The following is an 18,324-nucleotide window of genomic DNA, read 5'->3' as shown; positions in this document are numbered from 1 at the left end:
TATTTGCATTTATTGCAATGTTAAATTAAAATGAATTAAGATTAAGAATAAATAGAGAATAGGATAGTGCTAATAAAGGGTGATTAAATGATGAAGAATATAATAAATGTAACAAGTGGAAAAGGAAGCAGCACTGCATTGTTAATACTTGGAGAAGATAAAACAGCATTAATTGATTGTGGGATGGCATACTGCTCTTCTAATCTTATAAGAAATATTCAGAAGGTGCTTAATGATGGAAGAAAGTTAGACTATATACTTCTTAGTCATTCTCATTATGATCACATTAGTGCGGTACCATACCTAAGGAAAGTATGGCCTGATGTTAAAGTCATGGCAGCAGAATATGCACAAAACATTTTAACTAAAGAAAGTGCTCTAAAAACAATTAAAGAACTAAACAATCAGTCTGCATTATATTATGGATTTAATCAATTAATAGAGTACGATGATAGTTTGATGAAAGTAGATTATAAAGTCTCAGATGGGGATTCATTAGATTTAAGCGGTGCAAATATTAAGATATTAGAAACACCTGGACATACCAAATGCTCATTATCATTTCTAGTTAATAATGAGGTTATTTTCGCAAGTGAGACAACTGGATGTATGAGTAAGTCAGGAAAACTTTATCCTGCATTTATAATTAGTTATGAGCAAACAATAAAATCCATAGATAAATGTAAGAAAACAAATCCACGATACATTATATCTCCTCATTTTGGATTAGTAAGTAAGCGTGAAACTTCTGAATATTGGGAGAAATGTATTCAAGCTGCAAATGAAGCTAGGGATTTTGTGCTTAAATTGTCTACAGCAGGATTTGATAAAGATAAAATTTTTAAAGAATTTAAAGATACTTTTCGAGATGAAGAGTACAGAGCAGTTCAACCAGATTATGCTTTTGAGATAAATAGTCGAGCAATGATTATATCAATAATTAATGGTAAGTAAAAATGTAAGACTTAATAAAATAAATGAGAAAAAATAATATTTTAAATCTAAAAAATATACTTGACAAGTTATCAATGGAAGCTATAATAATATGTAATAGTTAAATATTATTTAAATGGCTGTGAAAAAGAGGAGTAGAAATAATAAAAGTATTAAGAGAGGAAAGTTTATCAGCTGAGAGACTTTCTATACCGATTGTTTCGAATGTAGCTTTAGAGCTTCTTTACTGAATTAATAGTAAGTAAAGACGGTTTTCTTAACCGTTATTTGTATTAAGAGCCTGTAATTTTGCAGGAAAAAAGGTGGTAACGCGGGTCTTCGTCCTTTTAGGGATGGAGACCTTTTTTATTTTATTGATATAAAATTATATAAATTTTAACAGTTTTCATCCGGCCGGTGAGATCTTTATATAATGTTTTATACATATGTTATTCAATAAAATGTTAAATATGTAATTATAATGAATAAAAACGACAATATTTATAAATAAAAATGTATAACATTTGAAGGGGGAAGCAGTATGAAGGTTTCACAAGCGATTATACAATGCTTATATGAGGAAAATGTAGATACAGTATTTGGATATCCCGGTGCTACTATACTTCCATTATATGAGGCTTTAAGGGAATCAGATATTAAACACATATTAGTTAGGCAGGAACAAGCAGCAGGTCACAGTGCAAGTGGGTTTGCAAGAGCTAAAAAGACAGTAGGAGTATGTATAGTTACGTCAGGACCTGGAGCAACAAATTTGATTACAGCAATAGCCACTGCATATATGGATTCAATTCCATTAGTTATAATTACAGGTCAGGTAAAGACTACTCTTATTGGTAAAGATGTTTTTCAAGAGGCAGATGTTACAGGAGCAACAGATTCCTTTACTAAGCATAACTATTTAGTAAAGTGTGCAGAGGATATTCCAATGATTATGAAAGAGGCTTTTTATATAGCTCGTACAGGAAGGCCCGGACCAGTACTTATAGATATACCAGTTGATATTCAGTCAGAGGAAATAGAATTTTCTTATCCAGAAGAAGTAAATATCCGTGGATATAAACCTAAATTTGAAGGGCACAAAGGTCAGATAAAGAGGGCAGCAGAAAAAATTATGGAGAGCAGAAAGCCACTTATATGTGTAGGCGGAGGCATTATTTCAGGTGAAGCGGAAGAAGAACTAAGGCAATTTGTTAATAAAGCAGAAATACCAGTTGTTCATACTTTAATGGGCAAAGGCAGTATAAGTGAAGATAATAGTCATTATATAGGACTAATAGGATCCCATGGATTTTCCTATGCAAATAAGACTGTATCAGAGGCAGACCTTTTAATACTCATAGGAACCAGAGCAGCAGATAGAGCTATAGCAGGTTCTAATTTTGGAAAAGAAGCATGTGTTATCCATATTGATATTGATCCAGCAGAAATAGGAAAAGTTTTAGGACCTAACATACCAGTAGTCGGACATGCTAAAAAAGTTTTGAAAGAATTAATAAAAGAAGTTAGAAATGTGGAAACAAAAGAATGGATTGAACAAATTGAAGGATGGAAAAAAGAGAGTGAAAAAACAACAAAGCTAAACGAAGGAGTAAATCCTAAATATATATTTAGTAAGTTATCTGAGATGGTAGGAGAGGATACAATTATTACTGCAGATGTAGGTCAGAATCAAATATGGTGTGCGAGAAACTTTCGAATCAAAGGACATAGTAGCTTTTTTACATCAGGAGGCCTTGGTACAATGGGATACTCACTGCCAGCTGCTGTTGGAGCTAAAATGGGAGATCCCAGCAGAAGAGTTATAGCTGTCATGGGAGATGGTGGATTTCAAATGAGTATTGCTGAGCTTGGAACTATAACCGATAACAATGTAAATATAACAATACTTTTATTTAATAATTCAGTGCTTGGGATGGTTAGAGAACTTCAGAAAAATGTCTATGGAAGTGGCAAGTATTGTGGAGTGAATTTTAAAAGCAGACCAGATTTTATTAAAATAGCTGAGGGCTATGGATTAAGAGGTAAAAGAGTTAACAAGACTGAAGACTTTGAGGAAGCTTTTAGAGAAGCTATAAAATATGATGGCGCATTTGTAATAGAATGTATAGTTGATTCTGATGAAGGTACGTTTTAGAGAAAGTTTGAAATAGTATTTTAATTTAAGGTTAATTTCGAAAATTTTTTAGACTATTGAGGGGAGTGAGAATTATTAATAAATATATTTTATCTGTGTTAGTTGAGAATCATTCAGGGGTACTAAGCAAAATATCAGGATTATTTAGTAGGAGAAGTTATAATATTCATAGTTTAACCGTAGGAGTTACAGAAGACCCAGATATATCTCGTATGACTATTGTAGTTATTGGAGATGAACAAATGCTGGAACAAATAAATAAGCAATTAAATAAGCTAATAGATGTTATAAAAGTAACAGTTTTAGAGCCTAATAATTCTATTTATAGAGAGTTAGCTCTTGTAAAAGTTAGTATAAATCAAGGTAATCAATCAAGAATTATAGAAACTGCTAATGTTTTTAGAGGTAATATAGTATCAATGGGAACAGAAAGCATAACTATTGAGGTAACCGGTGATGAAGGAAAGATATGTGAGTTTATCGACTTAATGAAAACTTATGGGATAAAAGAAATAGTTAGAACAGGACTTGCTGCTTTGGAGAGAGCATGATTAGTTTGATAGAACACAATATGAAAAATTAGGATTTGTAGTTACTGATAAAGAATTGATACAAGATGGAATACGCTTTACACCAATGAAATATATATTGTAAAATTTTAATATAAGACTATAAAAATTTAAAATCACAGAAGGCTAATTTTGTAAAAAAATTAGCGAATTAGAGATAAAATTAGTATTAGTCAAAAAGGCAAATCAATGTAGCTTATATAAGCTACATTGATTATTTTTAAAAATGATATTTGTGTATAAGGTATAGATTAATAATACTCAACTAAGTATTGTATATGCTAAGATTGTTCTCATTTTGATATTTAATAACAAAGGATTGAAATGAGTCCATAGCAGGTGAAAGATGTTTATCTTTTATTTTAGCTAAATATATTAGTCGCTTTGAATTAGCATTTTTAAGCTTTAATATTTTAATGTTAAAATCTTTTAGAGCTGGTATATTTGTAATAATTGCTACTCCGAAGTTTGTTTCTACGAGACCTGCCACAGAAGTATCGATCTCTGTTTCGGCAACAATGTTAGGTGTAATATTTACACTTTTAAAAACATTATCAATGATAGGACGTAATCCACTTTTGTGGCTAAAGGCCACAAAAGGATAAGAAGATAGTTGCTCTAAGGTAACACTCTTAAATTTTGCAAGCGGATGAGCTTTTGGAACAATAACAACTAAGTCTTCTTGGATTACAGGAAAAAAGTCGATATTTGGTTCATTTTCGACATAGGAGCAGAAAACAAAGTCGAATTTTTCTTTCTTTAAAGAATCAATAAGGTTTGGAGTATTTCCTTGTCCAAATGAAAATTTGGTGTCTTTATAGTCTGTATTATTCAAAAAGGCTGTAATAACTTTTGGTACAAAACGATCTCCTAGATTATAGAGATATCCTAAGTCTATATTGCCCTTATTTGGATATAGTAGTTCTAACATTTTCTTTTCACCAATTTTTAGCTCTGTTAGTGCTTTTTCTACATGAGGAAAAAAAGTTTGTCCGTATTTATTTAAATGTATGTTTCGCCCTTCCTTTTGAAATAGCTGCGTACCTAACTCCTTTTCTAATTCTGAAATTGCATGACTTAAACTAGGCTGTGTGATGTATAGCTTTTCAGCTGCTTTTGTGCAGTGCTCCATTTTTGCTAAAACATAAAAATACTCCAGTTGTTTTAATTGCATTTGAGATCACCTCTTCAAATTTTTTGTTTTATATTCGACTTATTCTATAGATTTCTCAAAAATATCAATTGGTCTTTTTAGGAAATCTTGTTTATAATTGAATTAAATCAAAATTTTCATAAGTTAGCAAGTTTTAGAATAGCGGTAAAATCATGATTATAAGAAAAGGATAGCAGAATTTTTCAGTTATCCTTATTTTGCTATGTCTGTTTAGCCTGAATATTCGAAATCAAATATTAATTGATAAATATATATGCAGAAAAGTCTATGAATTGCATACAAATATCTATTAGATTTATAAAAATCTCCTTGTTATAATCGTATCAAGATCAAATCAAAAACAAATACCAAGGGGGAGAAAAAATGTCAAAATTAAGTGAACAAGAATTTAAAGCATATTTAAAACAAATTAGAGAATTAGCTGAAGGTCCTTTTGAAGAAATTCAAAAGGAAGTTGAGGTAACTAATAAGTTTCCACAAAGATTCTTTGATTTATCAATTGAAAACAATTTATACAGATGCTGTTTACCAGAACAATATGGTGGATGGGGACTAAATGAATTGGAAATTTTACAAGTACAAGAAGAGTTCAGTAGAGGACCTGGTGGAATGCGTATGCACCTTCACTATGCAGCAGATATGAACTGGAGAATTCTTGATGACTTTGGAAAGAAAGAATTAAAAGATGAATATATGGATAAATTCGCTGATAAGACAATATTCACATGCTTTGCTCTAACTGAAGAAACAGGTGGTACAGGTGCAGACCTTCATACAAGAGCTGTAAGAGAAGGCGATTACTACATCATGAATGGAGAGAAAACGTTAATATCTCATACTGACTGTTGTGAATTCGCATATGTAATTGCTGTTACTGATCCAGAGGCTCCAAAGGAAAAGAGATTATCCGCATTCTTCGTACCAGTTGATACTCCAGGATATGAAACTGTTCCAATGCCTCATATGATGGGTTGTCGTGGTGCAGGACATGCTGGATTAAAATTCACTAACATGAAACTACACAAAAAATATTTACTTGGTAATGAAGGAGACGGCCTTAAAATAGCAATGCACTCTTTATCAGTATCAAGAGCTCATATAGCAGTTAGTAACCTTGGAATGGCTCAAAGAATGTTAGAAATGACAATCCAAAGAGCAAAAGATAGAGTAACTTTTGGAAAACCATTAGTTAAAAGACAAGCAATCCAACAGACAATTGCTGATATGGGAACTCAAGTACATGCATTAAGATTAATGGTATACGATTTCGCAAAAGACTTTGAAGCAGGCAAAGATATTGAAATGAAGGCTGCTATGTGTAAACTACACAGTATTGATACTGTTAGAACGGTATCTGACTCTATGTTAGAAATATTCGGAGGAATCGGATATTTTGAAGATTGCACATATGGACCAGTTGAAAGATTATATCGTGACTGCCGTGCAATGTGGCTAGAAGAAGGACCAAGAACAGTTCAAAGATTAACTGCTTCTAGAAAGCTAATTGAAAACGGTGGCATTATCGAAATTCTTAGCTAGCTGATATTAATTGACTGAACGTAGCCTTTCGAAGTTTTTCGAAAGGCTATAAATGTAAATATAGGCAAAATAGGAGGATAAAGATGGAACCGTTAAAAGGTGTTAAGGTTGTAGATTTAACCACGTACTTAGCAGCTCCTACTACTGTAAGAGTAATGGGGGAGTGGGGCGCTGATTTAATTAAAGTTGAAGCTCCAAAAGGAGATCCAGCAAGAGGACAAGGAGCTGTATTTAATATGCCTTTTTCCGACGAGGAGAATTTAGCATATGATGTAGCAAATATGAATAAAAGATGTATTACTATCAATCTAAAAACAGAACGTGGACTTGAAGTTATGTATAAGTTATTAAGTGAAGCAGATGTATTTGTTACTAATACAAGAACAAAAGGATTAGTTAAACTAGGTTTAGATTATGATACTTTAAAAGAAAAATTCCCAAGACTTATTTTTGCCCAAGTTTTAGGTTATGGAGAAAAAGGACCGGCAAAAGATAAGCCAGGCTTTGATGCTACCTGCTATATGGCAAGGGGAGGAGTATTAGGTACAACTGTAGATAAAGGCGGTTCTCCAATGAATCCACCTAATGGATTTGGAGATTTTCAGGTTTCTATAGCATTACTCGCTGGTATATGTGGTGCTCTTTATAGAAGAGAGAAAACTGGAGCAGGCGATAAGGTAACAGTAGGTCTTCAACATGCTGCCTCTTTTATGCTAAGTGTTGCTATGATTTCAGCGCAATATGGGAATCAGTATCCTAAGAGCAGAAAGGAAGTTGTAAATCCATTTAACAACTGCTATAGAACAAAGGATGAAAAATGGGTCGTAATGTGCTGTCCTGAATATGACAGAGATTATGATAAGATTATGGAGTTGCTAGGAATTAAGGACATGGTTGGAAATCCTAAGTACAAAAATTGTGCAGAATTAAATTCAAACAAGTTGAATCATGAAGTAATAGACAAGCTTGATGAAGCTATATCTAATATAAATAGAGAAGATCTAGTGAAAATGCTTTCTGACAATGAACTGCCATGTGAATCAGCAAATGAGCCTTTAGATGTTTATGAAGATGAGCAAGTTTGGGCAAACAATATTCTAGCTAAGGTAGATTACCCTTCAGGAAAGAGAATGGTTCCTACTAATCCGATTTTATTTAATTCTAATCCAGAACCTAAATTAGAAATTTGCAAACCTCAAGGTGCACATACTGAAGAAATCATGAAAGAATTAGGCTATAGTGATGAAGTAATTAAGGAATCCATAGAAAAAGGAGCTGTAGCTGGGTTAAAACTTCTTAAAAAATAACAGGGAGGGCGAAAAGTAATGAGCTTATTATACACTAATGAACAGAAAGAATTAATTGCTCTTGTAAAAGAGATGGCAGAAAACGAAATTAAGCCATACGTTCAAGAGTGTGACGAAAAAGGTGAATGTCCAAGAGAATTGTTTAAACCTGCTTTTGATATGGGACTTCATATGCTTGAAATTCCTGAAGAATATGGTGGAACGGGATTAAGCTATGAAACTACAGCTATGATATTTGAAGAACTTGCAAAAGTAGATCCAGGTTATGCAATTACTCTTGTTACTACTTTCGTTGCTTTAAGAAATGTAATTCTTTCGGGTACTCCTGAACAAGGAAAGCATTTTGCAGATGTTATTGGAAAAGGTAACTTTGCAGCATTCTGTTTAACTGAGCCAAATGCAGGTTCTGACCCTGCAGGTATGAGAGGAACTGCTGTAAAAGATGGAGATGATTATATTATAAATGCAGCGAAGACTTTCATAACCAATGGAACCTTATCTTCACTATTTGTAGTTTTCGCTAAGACAAATCCAGAAGCAGGTGCCAAAGGAATTTCTGCATTTATAGTGGATGCAAATGCTCCAGGGATTACTATTGGAAAGCATGAGAATAAGATGGGACTTAGATTATCTAATACTACAGATGTTACTTTTGAAAATGTGAGAGTGCCAGCTTCTGCAATGCTTGGACCAGAAGGTTCTGGATTCAAACTAGCTTTAAATGCATTAAATCTATCAAGAGCATTTGTTGCTACTTTAGCAGTAGGTATTATGCAGAGAGCTTTAGATGAATCAGTAAAATATGCAAAAGAAAGAAAGCAATTTGGTGAACCATTAATTAACTTCCAATTAGTACAGGGAATGCTTGCAGATATGGCTATGAAAATAGAAGCCTCCAGATGTCTAGTAAATAATACTATGAGATTGATGGATGCAGGAAACCTTGTTCGTAAAGAAGGGGCTATTACAAAATGCTTTGTATCTGATGTTGCTCAGGAGGTTACATCAAATGCAGTACAGATATTTGGTGGTTATGGATACAGCAAAGAATATCCAGTTGAAAAGCTTATGAGAGACGTTAAGGTATTCCAAATATTTGAAGGTGCTAACCAAATACAGAGAATAACTATCGCAGGTGCATTAGAGAAGGAATATAAGTAAGGAGGAAAGGAAATGAACATCGTTGTTTGCATAAAACAGGTTCCTGATACAACAGAAATTAAAATTGATCCAGTAAAAAATACGCTAATCCGTACAGGTGTTCCAAGCATAATGAATCCATATGATAAACATGCTTTAGAGCAGGCACTTAAATTGAAAGAAGAGTATGGTGGTACAGTAACTATTATTTCAATGGGACCTGATCAAGCAAAGGCTGTTTTAAGAGAAGGTCTTGCTATGGGGGCAGATAAAGCATACTTAGTTACAGACAGAGCTTTTGGTGGTTCTGATACATATGCAACAAGCTATATTTTATCTCAGGCAATAAAAAAATTAGGGGAATTTGACTTGATTCTTGGGGGAGTAATGGCAATCGACGGAGATACTGGACAAACTGCTCCAAGTATGGCAGAACATCTTGGTATTACAAGAATAACCTTTGTTCTTGATATTAAAATGGAAGGCGATAAGGTAATTGTAAAACGTAAGTTAGAAGAAGGTACTGAAATTTTAGAAACAAAACTTCCATTACTTTGTACTTCCCCTAAAGAAAGTAACAAAGTGAGATATAGAACTATTAAAGGTGTTATGGATGCTATGAAAGCAGATATTCAGGAAATCCATTTTGCAGATTTACCTGAAATAGATTCAACAAAAATAGGTCTTAAGGGTTCACCAACAAGAGTAAAGGCAACCTTTACACCAAAACGCCAAGCTAACTGTGAAATGATGGAAGTTAAGGATCCTCAAGAAACTGCAAAGGTTTTAGTAGGTAAGTTAATGGAAGGAAAAATACTTTAAAGGAGGCTTTTGGCTATGGGGTTAGAGCAATATAAAGATGTATGGGTATTTATAGAATGTTTTCAAGGTAAACCTAAGGATGTTGGTTTTGAACTTATGGGACAAGGAAGAAAACTTGCAGATGGCTTAAAACAAAATTTATGTGCTGTAGTTATTGGTAAGGATGTGGATGAAGCGGTTAAAGAAGCTAATTACTATGGCGCAGATAAAATCTATGTGGTGCAAGGAGATGAGTATGCTAACTATTCTTCAGATGCATACGGAAATGTGTTCTTACAGTTATGCCGTAAATATAAACCTAACACTATCTTGATAGGTGCCACTATAAACGGAAGAGATTTGGGATCTAAGGTTGCAGTTAGCTTAAGAACTGGTCTTACTGCAGACTGTACTGCTTTATTCTTGGAAGAAGAAACTGGAAATGTGGTTTGGGAAAGACCAGCTTTTGGTGGTAATTTGTATGCACAGATTCTTTGCAGCGAGACTCGTCCACAAATGGGTACTGTAAGACCTTGCAATTTCAAGAAACCAGAAAAAGTAGAAAGTAATAATGCTGAGATCATCAGAGAAAATATAAAAATGAATTCAGAAGATATAACTACAAAATTAATCGAGTTCCTTAAATCAAAAGATGATTTAGGAATTAAGATTGAAGAAGCTGAATTTATTATATCTGGTGGTAGAGGAATGAAGGCGGCAGAAAACTTTGCAATGCTCCAAGAACTAGCAGATGTGCTTGGTGGAACAGTAGGAGGTTCAAGAGCAGCAGTAGATGCAGGTTGGATTCCTCAAACAAAGCAAGTGGGTCAGACTGGTAAAACAGTTACGCCAAAGATTTACATTGCATGTGGAATTTCTGGTGCTGTGCAGCACTTAGCAGGAATGAGTTCTTCCGATGTTATTATAGCAATTAACAAGGATGCATCTGCACCGATTTTCGAAGTAGCAGATTATGGTTTGGTAGGAGATGTATTTGAAGTAGTACCAGCAATAATTAAGGAATTTCGAATTGCAAAGAATTTATAATTAATAAATGCTTATTGATATGTTATCTTGCAGCTGATGACTAATCATTCCAACTACTTAGCGGAGAATGGTTACGTCCCTGAATAACGATTTTTAAGTATCGTATATTTTGATATTTAGAAATCTGTTTATAAGGAGATAAAATTATGATATATGGAATAAAAATAAATAATGCTCAAAAGGAGATGTATGAAAAACTAGGTTATTGGGGAAAGAAAACCCTTTCAGATTATTGGAATGCATCTGTAAAAGATTATGGAGAGCGAGAGTTTGTGGTAGATGATAGAGGATATCGTTATACTTACAAAGAGTTGGATGAAAAAGCAGCGATTATTGCTTCATATTTTATTAAGGCAGGAATTAAACCATTGGAGGTTATATCCTACCAAATCCCAATATGGAGCGAATTTGTTCTTGTTACTGTTGCATGTATTAAAGTAGGCGCTGTGGCTAATCCTATTGGGATGTGCTATAGCAGAGAAGAAGTTCAGGATATTTTAAACTTAACAGGCAGCAAAATCTTTCTTTGTCCAACATGGCATCATAAAACTAATTATGAAGAATTGATTCTATCAGCTAGGAAGCATATAAAAAATTTAGAGCACATTGTATTGCTGGATAACATAAAACCCAAAGATAGTGATACGGTTACTTTAAAAGAGATACTTTCGAGTTATACCCCTCTAGAAGATCAAATAAGAGTTGACAGCAATAATGTTGCAGCTGTTCTTTGCACTTCAGGAACTACTGGAGGAGCAAAGGGAGTTATGTTAACTCATAATAATATAGTATTCAGTGAGAGTTATTTTAATAAGGAGCTGGGTCTCACTAAAGAGGACATAATTTTTATGCCAGCTCCACTAAATCATGCTACTGGTTTTCATCATGGAATTATTTCACCTATGCTTTTAGGAGCAAAGGTAGTTTTACAAAGTAAATTTAAAAGTATTGATGCAATTAAATTGATGAACCAGGAAAAATGTACGTACTCAATGGGTTCCACTCCCTTTATTTACGATATTTTAAATGATATGAAGATGAAAAAACTACGACTGAATTCGTTAAAATTTTATCTTTGTGGTGGAGCTCCAGTGCCAGGAGATATGGTCCTAAAAGCTTATGAGCATGGAATCAAATTATGTGAAGTTTATGGATCTACAGAAAGTGTTCCTCATGTATTTGTAAGACCAGAAGAAACCTTAGAGTTAATGGGTACCACTTCAGGAAGAGTCATGGAAGGAATAGAAATACGAATTGTAGATGAAAATAGACAAGAAGTTCCGCTAGGGACTGTTGGAGAAGAAGTTTCAAGAGGTCCCAATGTGTTTGTAGGCTATGTTAATGATAAAGAAATTACTAATAAGGCACTGGATGATGAAGGATGGTTTTACAGCGGCGACCTCTGTGTAGGCGGCGTAAATGGAAATATTAATATCATTGGAAGAAAAAAGGATATGATCATAAGAGGTGGGGAAAATCTTAACTCCAACCTTATAAGTGACTATATTGCCGAGTGTCCAATGATTCGGGATCAGGCGGTAATTGGAATGCCTGATGAACGTCTTGGAGAACGCATCTGTGTTTATATTGTACTTAAAGAAGGAGTGGAATCCTTAGAGTTAAAAGATCTTTTATGTTATATGAAGCAGAAAAAAGTTCCGAAACGATATTGGCCAGAAAGGCTAGAAGTTATAGATAAAATTCCGAGAACTGATAGCGGAAAGGTAAAAAAAAGTTTATTGAAAGAAAATCTAAAAGCACGAATGCAGGTGGAGGAGGAAGCAAGTTGCAGTATGAGGAATTTGGACCAAGAAGGTCCAGAGAAGCAAAAAAGCCTAAAGTTTTATGCCCACCGCTAGGATTTTATCAGTGCAGGCATTGTGGAAGTATTTTTCAGGCATTAAGTTTAAAAGAAAGAGTACTTCCCGAATGTTGTGATGAAGAAATGGAGCGGCTGGAAGCACAAGCTCCTTCGGAATTTTCGGATGAATTTTTGATTGATTATAAAATTATAGGTGGATACAACGAAAATGTAGTTGAAGTTTTTTGGAAAATAAAGAATAAAAATATTTCAATAGAATGGGTGTATCTTAGAACATTTACTGGTGGCCAATTAAAGTATGTGGTAAACCCTAAAAAAACAACTTTTGTATTTGCCTTAGCAGATGAAGATGCTTATGTGTATTGTGACGAAGATCCCTGCTTAGAGTGTGTATTTCAGTGTAAAAGAGGATTTGAGATTTATGCACGTATAAAGGAAAAGGGATTGATTAGAGTTCCACTAGAAAGAATGCATGCAAGTTGGTAATTTTAATGTTTATATAATAATTTAGGGGGATTTTTTATGAGTGATACAAAAAAAACGAATGTACGGTGGGCAGTAGCAGCAGTGTTGGCACTTTCTTATATGGTAATGTTCCTAGGTAGAACAGTATTCTCTGTATCGGGACCGGCTATTATGAAAGAATTTGGATGGACATCGGCACAATTTGGATATGCCTCTACTGCATTTTTTGCGGGTTATATGATTACTATGGTGCCATCCGGTGCTATTGCTGATAAGTACGGAGCCACAAAAGTGCTTATTGTAAGCTTGTTATTTTCTGGTTTATTTACCTTCTTAACACCTGTCATTGGAGTTTCTATTGGACTTATGATTTTAGTTCGTGTTCTAGAAGGTGTTGCTCAAGGATGTATTGTTCCAGGCGCGATGTCTAACCTTGGAAGATGGATTCCAAAGAAGGAATCTGGTATTGCCTGTGGCTTTGTTCAGGCTGGATGTCCAACAGGTTCTGCTATTAATATGTATCTTGCGGCAGCACTGCTTCCTATAATTGGATGGAAAAAGTTATTCTATATATACGCATTGTTTTTTCCAATATGGTGCATTATTTGGTTGTTAGTTGGTAAATCTGATCCATCTGAGCACAAAAAAGTTAATAAAGCAGAAATTGAATATATTCATCAAAAGCCAGAGGGTCATGTATCAGTAGTAAATGCAAATATTACAAAATCAGATGTTATGAGTACACCAGCTGTATGGTTGATGTGTCTATCTTATGCATGTGCAACCTATATGTATTTCTTCTGTACTACATGGCTTCCAAACTATTTTTCTATTGGACGCGGAATGAAAATAAGTGCAGGAGCAACTCCTTTTATAGTAGGTATCTTTACTTACTTTATTGGTGGCTTTGTTGCAGATGCAGCTTCCAGTAAATTAGGAGATAAAGTTGGACGTAAATTAGTACAGGTAATTGGTATGATAGGTGCTGCAGTTCTTATTTTTGTAGGTGCTAATGCATCTAATTCAACTGTTGTAATTGCAGCAGTATCTTTGTCCTATGGATTCCTTTGTTTAACTATGGGAGGTTATTTCTCAGTAGCACCTGCTATATGTCCATCACTTGCTGGTGTATATTCTGGTCTCGCAGGAATATTGGGTGCTATTGCTGGAGTACTTGCACCAACTGTAACTGGACTTGTAATTGATGCTGGTCTCAAATCTGGCGCAACTAAGGCAGTTGCTTATGGATATGCATTATGGATATGTGCAGGTATATGCGTTATAGGTTCTGTTTTAGCTTTGGTTGCAAAACTTGAACCTATAACGCATAAATCACAACATGAAAAACAGCTTGAAGTTAATTAAAATATGATAAAAAAGACAATACTGCAATAGTTTAAAATTGCAGTATTGGCGTTTTTTGTAATGAAATATTAAAAAATAGCAAAAGAGCCAAACGCCTGAGATTATTTAAAAATTTTATACCACTTTTACCCATGTTAAAAAATAAGGAGGAATTATTATGAGTTCAAAAGTTGGTAACAAACGATGGAAAATTACTTTATTGCTGACTGCGTGTTATATGGTTTTGTATATGGATAGATCATGCATGTCAATGGCGGGTCCTTCAATGATGAAATATTTTGGATGGACTGCCACTCAGTTTGGTTTAGTTTCTACAGCATTTTTCATTGGTTATGCTTGCACTCAGATTCCAGGTGGATGGTTAGCTGACCGATTTGGTGGGAGTAAGGTTGTAATGTTTGGTGCAATATGGTGGTCAGTATTTGTTTTTCTTACTCCATATGGAGCAACATTAGGACTTATGTTACTAATACGTATTGCCATGGGGTGGGGAGAAGGAGTTTCTCTTCCCGCTATGTCTACAATCATTGCACAATGGATACCTAAAAAGGAATCTGGATTAGCTTGGGGATTAAGTATTATGGGAGTTTCTCTTGGTATAGGACTAGCTATGCCCATCTCTGCGTGGATCATTAGAACCTGGAGCTGGCAGACAGTATTTTATTCCTTTTCATTTCTTGCACCTATTTGGGTAATCATCTGGTGGAAACTTGGCAAGGACAAGCCTGAAGACCAACCTGGAGTGAGTAAGGAAGAAATAAAATATATTAGAGCAGATCAAGGAGTTCAGGTTGACGATTCTGGTAAGGTCGTTAACTTAACTTCAAGAGATATATTTTCTACGGTATCTGTTTGGACTGGTGCCATATCATTTTTCTGCACTAATTATTTATTCTACTTATTTATGACTTGGTTGCCAACGTATTTTGTTAAAGGAAAAGGTTTTGCAATGAGCACAAGTGCTCTTTATACAATGATGCCATATATAGTTGCAACCTTTACGTATCCGTTTGGTGGCTGGCTGGCTGATCAGGCAGCTAAAAAGTTTGGACATAATATGGGAAGAAAACTCTTTCCTCTTATCGGTATGGTGGGAGCTGGTATCTTATTGATCTTTGGAACTCAGGCATCTAATCCTATTTCAGCGGTGGCATTGATTTCGGCATCAAATGGTGTATTATGCTTAACAATGGGAGGATATTATTCAATGCCAATAATCTTTTCACCAAAGAATGCAGGCAAAATCACGGGTCTCTATGCGACTTGCGCTACTATAGGGGGCATAACTGCTCCACTTATTACCGGGGTTGTTGTTGATACTCGCGGATATAATTATGCATTATATTTAGGGGCGGCAATATCGATACTAGGTGCAATTATACTATTGACAAGCCAAGTTCGACCTATTGCTCCGATTTCTGAAAGGGGATATAAAAGCAAAGATATTACAGGGTAATAAAACTTTCTTTATGTTTCTTAGAATTTAAATGACATAAAAAATTAGAATTCATGTGGAGTTGAAAAATTCTGTGTGAATTCTAACTTTCTATGTATTTGAATAAATTAATTAAGCCTGAAACAAATTGGCTTTAATTAGTCGATTACGAATTTGAGGGCCTATAAAAGTAGCAATTAAAATTTTAACAAGGTCCCCAGGTATAAAAGGGATTACACCTGCAGCAAACGCTGAACTTGAGGGTATATGAGCTTGATATGATAACCAAATGCTGCCAAAGACATAACATACAGCTGTGCCAAGTATCATACCTACAAAGCATAAATACCATTTATTAAAAAAAGTATCAATAAAAAATCCTGCAATTAGAGCCATAAAGGCAAATCCGATAATATATCCACCGGTTGGTCCTAAAAGTTTAGATGGACCACCAGTAAAACCGGAAAATACGGGAATACCAACAAAACCGAGTAACATATATATTATATAGCTGAGAGTGCCTTTTTTCATCCCAAGTGTATAAATTGCAAAGTAGATTGCTAAGTTTGTGAAAGAAATTGGTACCACACCAATAGGGATAGATAAGGGGCCAAGAATACAAGTGACTGCAGCCATGATCCCGATAATTGACATTTTGTAGGAATTGGATTTAATTTCCATAGTTATCCTCCAGTTAAATTTTATTTATAGTTAAGGGTTATTTCGAAATATCAAAGCCTAAATTAGTTAACATTATTTTATCCTGTGCAGTATTATTACCTGCAGTTGTTAACATATCTCCAGTTATTGTAGCATTAGCACCAGATAGGAATATCCTTGCACCACCATCTTTAAAGTAGTTTCTGCCTGCAGCCATGCGAATATATGCATTCGGATTAATATAGCGAAAGATAGCAATAGTTCTTAAAATATCGTTTTCAGAAAGAGGCTCCAAATTTTCATAATAGGTTCCTTTAATAGGCATAAGTGCATTGATAGGAATAGACTCTATTTGTAATTCTGACAGGCTTACAGCTATATCGATACGATCATCCCAAGTTTCTCCCAAGCCAATGATACCGCCGGAGCAAACCATAAGACCTACTTTTTTTGCTAGCTTAATTTCATAAATTTTATCCTCATATGTATGAGTAGTGCAGACATTAGGAAAGTTATGTTTAGAGGTTTCTATGTTTGCATGATACATTGAAACGCCAGCTTTTTTTAACTGAACAAATCCTTCTTCGGTTATAAGGCCATGAGAAGCGCAAAGTTTAATGTCGCATTCCTTATGAATTTTTTTGTAGGATTCAATTGCTTTATCAAAATCCTTACCAGTTAAAGATCTACCAGCAGTGACAATAGAATAGCGATGTACGCCACTTAATTCATTTCTTTTACAATCTTTTAAAATTACATTAGGATCTAAAAATTTATATTCTTTAATGCTAGTATGATGGTGAGCAGACTGGGCACAAAATTTACAGTTTTCACTACAGCGACCGCTGCGACCATTAATAATAGTGCAAAGGTCAACTTTGTTACCACACAATGACTCACGAATCAGATTAGCACCTTCGAGTAGTTCAGTTTCATCTGCGTTTAAAAATAAGCTGAAATCTTCTCCTCTTTTTAAACGTCTTCCTGCAATAATTTCTTTTGCTAATTTTTTCATATTTAACGCCCCCGAATAAATACTTTAAATCTAAAAAACATTTTAAGATTAACTAAAACTGTGTGGATCTATAAAATATCAAGAACAATGCTTGCCACATAATGAAGTATATATAAACGGAAAGGAATTGTCAACTATTTTCGTAAATATAGTTGACGATAATATTTGAATAAATTATAGATAGTGAGTGTAAATAGAAAATTTAAATAAATTATTCCAAGTTTATGTTTTAATGGAATAACTATGACTTAATTTATATATTTTATATTATCGTAGATCAAAAAATATTTTGGTAAAGTATTGAAATACATAAAAGTACTTGCTATACTAATGATAAGCATTGCAGGTATTTTAAAATTAAAGGAGGAGATTTTTATGTCGCTATGTACTTTTAAAGCTACTGTTAGAAAAAAAGAAGGACTTAAAGTAGAGGGAGAATCCCGAGGATTCAAAGTTATTGCTGATGAACCTGAAAGCTTAGGCGGAACTAATACAGGCATGAACCCTGTAGAGATGTTATTATGTAGCCTTGGAGCATGTCAAACAATTGTGGCTGCATCTTTCGCAAAAAAACTCAGAGTAGAGCTTGAGGATTTTTGGGTTGACTTGGAAGGTGATTTGGATACTGATGGATTTATGGGGGTATCTGATGTGAGGCCAGGGTATTCCAATATAAGATTTAATTTTCACATAAAAAGTAATTCACCAGAAAAAAATATAAAAGAACTTGTTGAACTTATAGAAAAAAGATGTCCAGTAGGAGATACTTTAGCTAATTTAGTGAAGTTGGAGAATGCTAAAATTACTATAGAGAAATAATTTGGTTGGGGCTGTCGCACTATAGATGTCCACCAACGAAAGTTGAATTATGCTCCAGGAGATATTTCCAGGCTTCAA

The 18,324-nt window shown here is 34.3% G+C and carries 16 protein-coding genes, 1 pseudogene and 1 other annotated feature; of the genes and pseudogenes, 14 read left to right on the top strand and 3 right to left on the bottom strand.

All coding sequences use genetic code 11. From position 1 onward, the window contains the following. Positions 1-90: 90 nt before the first annotated feature. The 4 genes and pseudogenes from I6U48_RS24045 to I6U48_RS30200 all read left to right on the top strand — a co-directional run. The gene (locus I6U48_RS24045) at positions 91-954 is read left to right on the top strand and encodes an MBL fold metallo-hydrolase (protein ID WP_218323020.1); all 864 of its coding nucleotides are present in this window, start codon (positions 91-93) and stop codon (positions 952-954) included. Positions 955-1,066: 112 nt separating this feature from the next. Then, positions 1,067-1,283, top strand: a binding site (T-box leader). Between the two features lie 191 nt (positions 1,284-1,474). Next, positions 1,475-3,088 carry a biosynthetic-type acetolactate synthase large subunit gene (gene ilvB, locus I6U48_RS24040; protein ID WP_218323019.1) on the top strand — a complete coding sequence of 538 codons (1,614 nt, stop codon included), beginning with the start codon at positions 1,475-1,477 and terminating at the stop codon, positions 3,086-3,088. 74 nt (positions 3,089-3,162) lie between these two features. Further along, positions 3,163-3,639, top strand: coding sequence for an acetolactate synthase small subunit (ilvN, locus tag I6U48_RS24035; RefSeq protein WP_218323037.1), 477 nt, complete (start codon positions 3,163-3,165; stop codon positions 3,637-3,639). A gap of 28 nt (positions 3,640-3,667) precedes the next feature. Beyond that, a pseudogene (locus I6U48_RS30200) lies at positions 3,668-3,742 on the top strand (hypothetical protein); the annotation flags it as partial. A gap of 180 nt (positions 3,743-3,922) precedes the next feature. On the opposite strand, the gene I6U48_RS24025 reads toward I6U48_RS30200, so the two are convergent. Further along, positions 3,923-4,831, bottom strand: coding sequence for a LysR family transcriptional regulator (locus tag I6U48_RS24025; protein WP_218323018.1), 909 nt, complete (start codon positions 4,829-4,831; stop codon positions 3,923-3,925). Positions 4,832-5,194: 363 nt separating this feature from the next. Between I6U48_RS24025 and I6U48_RS24020 the strand changes: the two genes are divergently transcribed. From I6U48_RS24020 to I6U48_RS23980, 9 genes are all read left to right on the top strand, one after another. Beyond that, the gene (locus tag I6U48_RS24020) at positions 5,195-6,370 is read left to right on the top strand and encodes an acyl-CoA dehydrogenase family protein (RefSeq protein ID WP_218323017.1); all 1,176 of its coding nucleotides are present in this window, start codon (positions 5,195-5,197) and stop codon (positions 6,368-6,370) included. An 83-nt stretch (positions 6,371-6,453) separates the two neighbouring features. Continuing rightward, positions 6,454-7,677, top strand: coding sequence for a CaiB/BaiF CoA transferase family protein (locus I6U48_RS24015; protein ID WP_218323016.1), 1,224 nt, complete (start codon positions 6,454-6,456; stop codon positions 7,675-7,677). Between the two features lie 18 nt (positions 7,678-7,695). Beyond that, entirely contained in the window at positions 7,696-8,838 is a 1,143-nt protein-coding gene (locus I6U48_RS24010) for an acyl-CoA dehydrogenase family protein (protein ID WP_218323015.1), read from the top strand. A gap of 12 nt (positions 8,839-8,850) precedes the next feature. Beyond that, on the top strand, positions 8,851-9,639 hold the full coding sequence (locus I6U48_RS24005) for an electron transfer flavoprotein subunit beta/FixA family protein (RefSeq protein ID WP_218323014.1): 789 nt from the start codon (positions 8,851-8,853) through the stop codon (positions 9,637-9,639). A 15-nt stretch (positions 9,640-9,654) separates the two neighbouring features. Then, on the top strand, positions 9,655-10,665 hold the full coding sequence (locus I6U48_RS24000; protein WP_218323013.1) for an electron transfer flavoprotein subunit alpha/FixB family protein: 1,011 nt from the start codon (positions 9,655-9,657) through the stop codon (positions 10,663-10,665). A gap of 146 nt (positions 10,666-10,811) precedes the next feature. Beyond that, positions 10,812-12,524 (top strand): medium-chain fatty-acid--CoA ligase, encoded by a 1,713-nt coding sequence (gene fadK, locus I6U48_RS23995; RefSeq protein WP_218323012.1) that lies wholly within the window; start codon positions 10,812-10,814, stop codon positions 12,522-12,524. Then, complete coding sequence (locus I6U48_RS23990) at positions 12,452-12,973, top strand: hypothetical protein (protein ID WP_218323011.1); 522 nt, start codon at positions 12,452-12,454, stop codon at positions 12,971-12,973. Before fadK ends, I6U48_RS23990 begins: the two co-directional genes overlap by 73 nt. Positions 12,974-13,009: 36 nt before the next feature. Further along, a complete protein-coding gene (locus I6U48_RS23985; protein ID WP_218323010.1) occupies positions 13,010-14,317 on the top strand; it encodes an MFS transporter in 1,308 nt (435 codons plus the stop codon). Positions 14,318-14,474: 157 nt separating this feature from the next. Then, positions 14,475-15,773, top strand: a complete 1,299-nt coding sequence (locus I6U48_RS23980; protein ID WP_218323009.1) for an MFS transporter — start codon at positions 14,475-14,477, stop codon at positions 15,771-15,773. Between the two features lie 111 nt (positions 15,774-15,884). Here the strand turns inward: I6U48_RS23980 and I6U48_RS23975 are convergent, their stop codons facing one another. Then, on the bottom strand, positions 15,885-16,433 hold the full coding sequence (locus I6U48_RS23975; protein WP_218323008.1) for a biotin transporter BioY: 549 nt from the start codon (positions 16,431-16,433) through the stop codon (positions 15,885-15,887). Positions 16,434-16,470: 37 nt separating this feature from the next. Further along, positions 16,471-17,427 carry a biotin synthase BioB gene (bioB, locus tag I6U48_RS23970; RefSeq protein ID WP_218323007.1) on the bottom strand — a complete coding sequence of 319 codons (957 nt, stop codon included), beginning with the start codon at positions 17,425-17,427 and terminating at the stop codon, positions 16,471-16,473. Positions 17,428-17,802: 375 nt separating this feature from the next. Here bioB and I6U48_RS23965 point away from each other — a divergent pair, with 375 nt between their 5' ends. Further along, the gene (locus I6U48_RS23965; protein WP_218323006.1) at positions 17,803-18,246 is read left to right on the top strand and encodes an OsmC family protein; all 444 of its coding nucleotides are present in this window, start codon (positions 17,803-17,805) and stop codon (positions 18,244-18,246) included. Positions 18,247-18,324 lie beyond the last annotated feature (78 nt).

Source organism: Clostridium thailandense (genome assembly GCF_019207025.1).
GTDB lineage: Bacteria > Bacillota > Clostridia > Clostridiales > Clostridiaceae > Clostridium_AM > Clostridium_AM thailandense.
The sequence above is the reverse complement of the archived record's forward strand: the minus strand, read 5'-3'. Positions and strand labels throughout refer to the sequence as shown.